The sequence below is a fragment of the Nocardioides sp. genome (genome assembly GCF_036401255.1).
Classification (GTDB): domain Bacteria; phylum Actinomycetota; class Actinomycetes; order Propionibacteriales; family Nocardioidaceae; genus Nocardioides.
Genome location: NZ_DASWVI010000192.1, coordinates 1 through 8054, shown reverse-complemented (window position 1 = coordinate 8054; position 8054 = coordinate 1). Strand labels below are relative to the sequence as shown.

General features: G+C 71.8%; 7 protein-coding genes. 2 read left to right on the top strand and 5 right to left on the bottom strand.

Annotated features, from left to right (window positions below; translation table 11 throughout):
* On the top strand, nt 1-1137 hold a 1137-nt coding region (gene opgC / locus VGD85_RS09095; protein WP_331063131.1), incomplete at its 5' end, for an OpgC domain-containing protein.
* Here the strand turns inward: opgC and VGD85_RS09090 are convergent.
* From VGD85_RS09090 to uvrB, 3 genes are all read right to left on the bottom strand, one after another.
* The gene (locus VGD85_RS09090) at nt 1065-2351 is read right to left on the bottom strand and encodes an MFS transporter (RefSeq protein ID WP_331063130.1); all 1287 of its coding nucleotides are present in this window, start codon (nt 2349-2351) and stop codon (nt 1065-1067) included. The two genes, opgC and VGD85_RS09090, sit on opposite strands and share 73 nt — an antisense overlap.
* A gap of 153 nt (nt 2352-2504) precedes the next feature.
* Entirely contained in the window at nt 2505-2942 is a 438-nt protein-coding gene (locus VGD85_RS09085) for a VOC family protein (protein ID WP_331063129.1), read from the bottom strand.
* Nucleotides 2939-5059: an excinuclease ABC subunit UvrB gene (gene uvrB / locus VGD85_RS09080; protein ID WP_331063128.1), complete on the bottom strand. Its 2121-nt coding sequence runs from the start codon at nt 5057-5059 to the stop codon at nt 2939-2941. The genes VGD85_RS09085 and uvrB overlap by 4 nt, the downstream gene beginning before the upstream one ends.
* 56 nt (nt 5060-5115) lie before the next feature.
* On the opposite strand from uvrB, the gene VGD85_RS09075 reads away from it, so the two are divergent.
* Entirely contained in the window at nt 5116-6372 is a 1257-nt protein-coding gene (locus VGD85_RS09075; protein WP_331063127.1) for a phospholipase D-like domain-containing protein, read from the top strand.
* Between the two features lie 21 nt (nt 6373-6393).
* Here VGD85_RS09075 and VGD85_RS09070 read toward each other — a convergent pair whose 3' ends face one another.
* Nucleotides 6394-7347, bottom strand: coding sequence for an SCP2 sterol-binding domain-containing protein (locus VGD85_RS09070; protein ID WP_331063126.1), 954 nt, complete (start codon nt 7345-7347; stop codon nt 6394-6396).
* Nucleotides 7347-8054, bottom strand: a 708-nt coding sequence (locus VGD85_RS09065) for a DNA-3-methyladenine glycosylase 2 family protein (RefSeq protein WP_331063125.1), incomplete at its 5' end; no start/stop codon positions are given. The genes VGD85_RS09065 and VGD85_RS09070, both read right to left, overlap by 1 nt.

Here is an 8054-nt window from a genome sequence, read left to right as displayed (position 1 = left end):
GGCGCACGGCGCCGGGCCTGGCGCTACCCGGACGCGTCGGCGCGCGACGACCGTCTCGACCTGCTGCGCGGCCTGGTGCTGGCCGCCATGGTCGCCTGGCACCTGCCGGTCGACGGGCCGCTGCACGACCTCGCCGGAGGGGCGGGTGCGCTCGGCGGTCTGGAGACGTTCGTGCTGGTCTCGGGCGCCGCCGTCGGCCTGGCCTACCCGCCGCTCGCGGCCCGGCTGGGGCAGGTCGCCGCCCTGGGACGCCGGTGGCGCCGAGCCCTCGTGACGTGGCTGGTCACGCTCGTCGGCGTACTCGCCGTCTATCTGCTCGGGCTGCTGCCCGGGCTCGACCTCGACGCGGTCGCGACGGTGGGCGAGGACGACCTGTACCGGCAGGCGCGGCACCTGTTCGACTATCCCCCGCCGGGGTCGGTGGGCCGGGCGTACCTGTTCCTCGAGATGGGCACCTGGCTGCTCGTGCCGCTGGCGCTGTTCGTCGCGCTCGTCGCGCTGGCCCCGCTGGCCGCCGGCCCCCTCCACCGGGGCCGGTGGTGGATCGTGCTGCCGGCGTCGTGGGCGGGGTACGCCGCCGGGCGGCTCACCGGCGCCGAGGTGCTCCCGTCGCTGTCGGAGGAGCTGGCGCCGCTGCTGGTCTGGCAGGTGCTGTTCGTGCACGGCATCGCCCTGGCCCGCCACCGCGACGAGGTCGCTGCCTTCCTGCGCGGCCGTGCCGGGTCGGCCGTGCTCGCCGTCGTGGTGCTCGCCGCGTCCGGACTGTTGTGGACCGGCGCCGCCCCGGCCGCGGCCGATCCCGGCCTGCCGCTCCCGCGGCTGCTGGTGGTCGCGGCGGCCGCGCTCGTGGCGCTGGTCGTGCTGACCACCTGCTGGCGGCCCGTGGCGGCGGTGGCCGACCCGGCCCTGGGCGCGCTGGGCCGGTCGCCGCTGCTGGTCGTGGTCGGGCACGCCGTGCTCTTCCTCGTGGTCGCGAGCGTGCCCGCGCTGCGGGACGGGCCGTGGGTGGGGACCGCCGTCGTCGTCGGCTCGGTGGTGGTGCTGGCGCTGCTGGCGCGCGGGCGCTACGCCGCCGGGACGACCCGCGGGCCCTCGAGCTCGTCGCGGTCGACCACGCGGCGGGTCTTGACCCGGTAGCGGTAGACCTGCGTGAGGCCGACCGCCCAGAGGACGTACTGCGCGCTCATCGCCCAGCGGAACGCCGAGGGCCCGTAGGCCGAGCCGCTGCCGGGTGTGCGCCAGTCGAGGATGATGCCGATCGCGATCACCAGCAGCAGGCTGGCCAGGAAGCCGCCCTGGTTGATGATGCCGCTGGCGCTGGCGAGCCGCTCGTCGGGGTTCGACGTACGCCCCAGGTCGAAGCCGATCATCGACGCCGGACCGCCGACGCCGACCACGACGACCAGCAGGACCAGCAGCCCCAGCGGCGCGTCGCCGGGCCAGGCGAGCACGACCGTCCACACCACGACGATCGTGCCGACGATCGTGAGCACCATCGTCGAGCGGTGCCACGGGTGCGCCCCGACGAGCCAGCCGAGCACCGGCCCGGTGCACATCACCGCGACGACCATGATCGTCAGCAGCACGCCCGCGACGCCCGCGCTCGTCCCCTCGCCGCGCACGAAGAACGGGTAGCCCCACAGCAGGCTCAGCGCGGTCGCGCTGAACTGGGTCACGAAGTGCATCCAGAAGCCGAGCCGGGTGCCGGGGTGGGCCCACGAGGCCGCCAGGCTGTCGCGCACGGCGGCCAGCGACATCGCCGGCCCGCGCAGGTGCGTCACGTGCGGGGTGTCGCGCACGACCGCCAGCAGCGCGACCGCCAGGAGGATCCCGAGCGACGCGGCGAGCAGGTACGCCGTGGTCCAGCCGAGCTCGCGCAGCGCCCAGGTCATCGGCACCGCGGCCCCGATCGCGCCGAGCTGGCCGATCGTGCCGGTCAGCTGGGTGACCAGCGGGATCCGCCGGCCCGGGAACCAGGTGCTCACCAGCCGCAGCACGCAGATGAACGTCATCGCATCGCCCATGCCGACGAAGACCCGCGCCAGCAGCGCCAGGCCGTACGTCGAGGCCAGCGCGAACCCGACCTGCGCCAGGGTCAGCAGCACGGTGCCGGTCAGCAGCACGCTGCGCGGCCCGAACCGGTCCACGAGCAGGCCGACCGGGATCTGCAGGCCGGCGTACACCAGCAGCTGCAGCATCGTGAACGTCGCGAGCTGCGCGGCGGAGATGTCGAACCGGTCCGTGGCCGCGAGTCCCGCGACCGCCAGCGAGGAGCGGTGGAACACCGCGACGAGGTAGACCAGGAGACCCACCAGCCAGACCGCGTACGGGCTGCGGAGGCTCGACGTCACTGACAGGAGTCTAGGTGGTGGGTCTCGATACGCTCGCTGGCGCTCGCTACTCGACCACCGATCCGAGGTTCGGTGGGCTCGTCCACCAACGATCCGAGATTCGGTGGTCGAGTAGCCGCCGCGAGGGACGAGCGGCGGCGTATCGAGACCACCTCAGTCCAGGCAGAACTCGTTGCCCTCGGGGTCTTGCATGACGATGTGGCCGGCGCCCATCGGCGGGGCCGGCTCGTGGCGCGCCACGCGGGTGGCGCCGAGGGCGACCAGACGCTCGCACTCGGCCTCGAGGGCGACCATCCGCTCCTCGCCCTGCAGGCCGGGCGCGGCGCGGACGTCGAGGTGGACACGGTTCTTGACGACCTTGCCCTCCGGGACGCGCTGGAAGAACAGCCGCGGACCGGCGCCGTCGGGGTCCTGCGAGGCGGACGCGCTGTTGCGCAGGTGCTCGGGCAGGGTCGCGGCGAACGCGTCCCAGGACTCGAAGCCCGGCGGCGGCGGTGGCAGCTCGTAGCCGAGCACCTCGTTCCAGAACAGCGAGAGCGCGCGCGGGTCGGCGCAGTCGAACGTCACCTGCACCTGCCTGATCGTCGTCATTTCGCACCCGCTTCCATCATCTGGCGGAGCTCCTTCTTGAGGTCACTGATCTCGTCGCGCAGGCGGGCGGCCACCTCGAAGTGCAGCTCGGCGGCCGCGCCCTTCATCTGGTCGGTGAGCTCCTGGATCAGCTGGGCGAGCTCGGCGCTCGGCAGCCCGGCCAGGTCGCCCGCGTGCTGGCCAGCCTCGCCTCCCGCGATGCGCGAGAGACCCGGCACCGGGGCCTTCCGCTTCTTGGGGTCCTGGTGCTGCCAGGTCTCGAGCAGCTCCTGGGTGCTCTCCTCCTCACGGGCGAGCATGTCGGTGATGTCGGCGATCTTCTTGCGCAGTGGCTGGGGGTCGATGCCGTGGGCGGTGTTGTAGGCGATCTGCTTGGCGCGACGCCGGTTGGTCTCGTCGATGGCCGACTCCATCGACGGGGTGATCCGGTCGGCGTACATGTGCACCTGACCCGACACGTTGCGCGCCGCGCGGCCGATCGTCTGGATCAGCGACTTGTCCGAGCGCAGGAAGCCCTCCTTGTCGGCGTCGAGGATCGCGACGAGCGAGACCTCGGGGAGGTCGAGGCCCTCGCGGAGCAGGTTGATGCCGACCAGCACGTCGTACTGGCCCAGCCGCAGGTCGCGCAGCAGCTCGATGCGCTTGAGCGTGTCGACCTCGGAGTGGAGGTAGCGGGTGCGGATGCCGGCGTCGAGGAGGTAGTCGGTGAGGTCCTCGGACATCTTCTTGGTGAGCGTGGTGACCAGGACCCGCTCGCCCTTCTCGACCCGGACGTTGATCTCGTGGATCAGGTCGTCGATCTGGCCCTTGGTCGGCTTGACGACGACCTCGGGGTCGACCAGACCGGTCGGACGGATGATCTGCTCAACGGTGTCGCCCCCGACCTTGTCGAGCTCGTAGTCGCCGGGTGTGGCGGAGAGGTAGATCGTCTGGCCGATGCGGTCGAGGAACTCCTCCCAGCGCAGCGGCCGGTTGTCCATCGCGCTCGGCAGTCGGAACCCGTGGTCGACCAGGTTGCGCTTGCGGGACATGTCGCCTTCGTACATGCCGCCGATCTGGGGCACCGCGACGTGGGACTCGTCGACGACCAGCACGAAGTCCTCGGGGAAGTAGTCGAGCAGGCAGTTGGGCGCCGAGCCGCGCGAGCGGCCGTCGATGTGCATGGAGTAGTTCTCGATGCCCGAGCAGGAGCCGACCTGCCGCATCATCTCGATGTCGTAGGTCGTGCGCATCCGCAGCCGCTGCGCCTCGAGCAGCTTGCCCTCGCGCTCGAACTTCGCCAGCTGGTCCTCCAGCTCGAGCTCGATGCCACGGATCGCGCGCTCCATGCGCTCGGGACCGGCGACGTAGTGGGTCGCCGGGAAGATGTAGAGCTCCTCGTCCTCGGTCACCACCTCGCCGGTGACGGGGTGGAGCGTCATCATCCGCTCGATCTCGTCACCGAAGAACTCGATGCGGATCGCCATCTCCTCGTAGACCGGGAACACCTCGAGGGTGTCGCCGCGGACCCGGAACGTGCCGCGGGTGAACGTCATGTCGTTGCGGGTGTACTGGATCTCGACGAGCCGACGCAGGATCGAGTCGCGGTCGTGCTCCTGGCCGATCTTGAGCCGGATCATCCGGTCGACGTACTCCTGCGGCGTGCCGAGGCCGTAGATGCAGGACACCGTGCTGACCACGATCACGTCGCGCCGGGTCAGCAGGCTGTTGGTGGCGGAGTGCCGCAGCCGCTCGACCTCCTCGTTGATCGAGGAGTCCTTCTCGATGTAGGTGTCGGTCTGCGGGACGTAGGCCTCGGGCTGGTAGTAGTCGTAGTAGGAGACGAAGTACTCGACCGCGTTGTCGGGGAACAGCTGGCGCAGCTCGTTGGCGAACTGGGCGGCCAGGGTCTTGTTGGGCTGCATCACCAGCATCGGCCGCTGGACCTGCTCGGCCACCCACGCGACCGTCGCGGTCTTGCCGGTGCCGGTCGCGCCCAGCAGGACGACGTCTTGGACGCCGGCGTTGATCCGCTCGGTGATCTCCTTGATCGCCGCCGGCTGATCGCCGGAGGGCTGGTAGTCCGAGACCACCCGGAACGGCGCCACCCGGCGCTCGAGATCGGTCACTGGTCGCATGACTTCGAGCCTAGACGGACGCGCCGACAGTGGGTCGGCCTCGCTAGGGTGAACGCGTGAGCAGGCTGGCGGGGGCGGAGCGGGCGCTGACCGTGCTGCGGCGGGTGCTGCTCACGGTGTTCGGCATCCAGCTGGCGATCGCGATCGGGATGTCCCTGGTCGACTCCTACCGCCGCCGGGGCAAGAAGCCCAAGCCGTTCCCGGTCACCACGCCGCGCGCCGTGCCGGTCGGCGACGGCACGCTGACGACGTACACCTACGGCCAGGACCTGTTCGAGGCGATGCTGACCGCGATCGAGGGCGCCGAGCGGCAGATCCTGTTCGAGACCTACATCTGGAAGGGCGACGAGGTCGGCGAGCGGTTCAAGGCCGCGCTCGCCGCCGCGGCGGCGCGCGGCGTCGAGGTCTACTGCATCTACGACGGCTTCGCGAACCTCGTGGTCTCCCCGCGGTTCAAGCGGTTCCCGCCGGGCCTGAAGGTGCTGCGCTACCCCGTCTATCCCGCCGGGCTCCGGTTCTTCGACCTGAGCCGCTACGGCCGGGACCACCGCAAGATCCTCGTCGTCGACGACGCGGTCGGTTTCGTCGGCGGCTACAACATCGGGTCGGCGTACGCCACCGAGTGGCGCGACACCCACGTGCGGATCACCGGCCCGGCGGTGTGGGACCTCAAGCGGGCGGTCGCCGACTTCTGGAACCTCAACCGGCGCCGGCGGCTGGGCACCAGCATGCGGCCGCTGCTGCTCGAGACCGCGTCGAGCTGGGAGCCGCGGATCCGGCTGCACCGCAACGTGCCGAGGCTGTGGATGTTCCCGATCCGCTCGATCTACATCGAGGCGATCAGCCGGGCGTCGAGGAACGTCTGGATGACGCAGGCCTACTTCCTGCCCGACCAGGACTTCGTCGACGCGATGAAGGACGCCGCCCGGCGCGGCGTCGACGTCCGGCTCCTGCTGCCGCACAAGTCCAACCACATCGTCGCCGACTGGCTCTCCCGCGGGTACTTCTCGCAGCTGCTCGACGCCGGGGTGCGGATCTTCCGGTTCAAGGACGCGATGGTGCACGCCAAGACGGCCACCATCGACGGCACCTGGTCGACGGTCGGCACCGCGAACATCGACCGGCTCAGCCTCACCGGCAACTACGAGATCAACGTCGAGATCATCGACCAGGGCTTCGCGGAGACGATGGAGGAGATCTACCGCACCGACGAGTCGAACTCGCTGGAGCTCACGCGCGCCGAGTGGGAGGCCCGCGACCTGCACCGCAAGTTCACCGAGACCCTGCTCGGGCCGCTGCGGCCGCTGCTCTAGGCGCCGCCGCCACGGTGCGGGTCAGCGCGGCTCGGGGATGTCGATGACCGAGGCCAGCTTGAGTGCCTTGGCCCGGTCGCCCTTGACCTTGAGCTGACCCTTGAGCACCCCGGCCAGCGGGTTGAGGTGGCCGGTCGCGAGCCGCAGGTAGTCGTGGGCCTCGCAGGTGACGGTCGCGTCGCGCTCCTCCCCCTCGTCGCCGGAGGTGACGGTGGCCGCCCCGTCGTGGACGCGTACGACGTAGCGCTCGATCTCCCCCGTCGGGTTGCCGAGCAGGCGGAACCCGACGGCGAGGTCGACGCCGCGGGCGCGCACGGGGTCCACGAACTCGGGCAGCCGGCGGAAGATCTCGCCGAGCACCACCGGCCGGAACCCGGAGGTCATCACCCGCTTGAGGTGGTCGTGCGGGGTGTGCCGGAGCGCGGTCGCCACGTCGACCGGGTCGAGTGCGGTCGGGTCGACGGCCACCTCCTGGTGTCCCGGCACTCGGAAGATCCCGCCGACCGCCAGCGCCAGCTCGGCGTCGCCCTCGATGTCGAGCTTGCCGGAGAGGTACTCCAGGCCGGCGTTGCGCTCGCCGCTGACCAGCCGGACGAACCGCAGCACGCTCGTGCGGAGCACCACGTCGATCTCGGCACCGACCTCCCCGTGCGGGTCGTCGAGGACCTCCAGCTCGCCGCGGGTGAAGCGCAGCGCGTGCCGCTCCAGCAGCCGGCCGCGGCGCTCGAGGTCGATCCGGACCGTGCCGTGGAGCCGGGCGACCCGCTCGGGCACGGCGTACTCGTGCAATCGGTGGAGGATGCCGGCGATCGCCGCCGACCGGACCTCCTCGCGGCCGATCAGGCCGAGCAGGTCGTCGTCGGAGGTGGCCGCGATCGCCGCGACCAGGGCCTCGGGGTCGGCGTCGGCGAAGAACGCGGCGGCCTCGGCCTCGTCGGCGGTGTGGAGTGCTTCCAGGTCCGTTCCCTGGTCCATCAGGACCTCCTCACGCTGGCGGGGAGATGGGTGCGGGGCGCCATCCGGGGGCCGTGCCGCTCGCGGCGGCCGGCGACGAGTGCGACGAGCACCGGGACCCGGCCGCGGTGGGGGCGCCAGGGCTCGAGGAAGTCGGCCATCTCGGCGTCGTCGAACGGCCGGCCGGCCACCGCCCAGCCGAGGTCCTTCGCGACGTGGTAGTCGCCGAACGAGACCGCGTCGGGGTCGCCGTGGGCGCGCTGGCGCACCTCGGCGGCGGTCCACACCCCGATCCCCGGAAGGGTGGTGAGGCGGCGTTCGACCTCGTCGCCGGGCAGGCCCACGGTCCGCTCCAGCGCGTCGGCGACGCGCGCGGCGGTCACCAGCGCGCGGGAGCGGGCCGGGTCGACGTGCAGGCGCAGCCACTCCCACGAGGGGATGGCCCGCAGGGTCGCGGCATCGGGCTGGATCCGGAGCCGGTGGTCGGCGCCGGGCCCGGGCGCGGGCTCGCCGTAGCGGTGGACGAGCATCCGGAACCCGGCGAACGCCTCCTGGCCGGTGACCTTCTGCTCGATGATCGCCGGCACGAGCGACTCCATCACCAGGCCGGTGCGGCCCAGGCGCCAGTGCGCGTAGCGCCGCCAGCCCTCGGCGACCAGCGGGTGCCGGTCGGCGTCGAACCCGGTGACGTCGTCGTCGGCGCCCAGCAGGGCCGGCAGGCGGTCGAG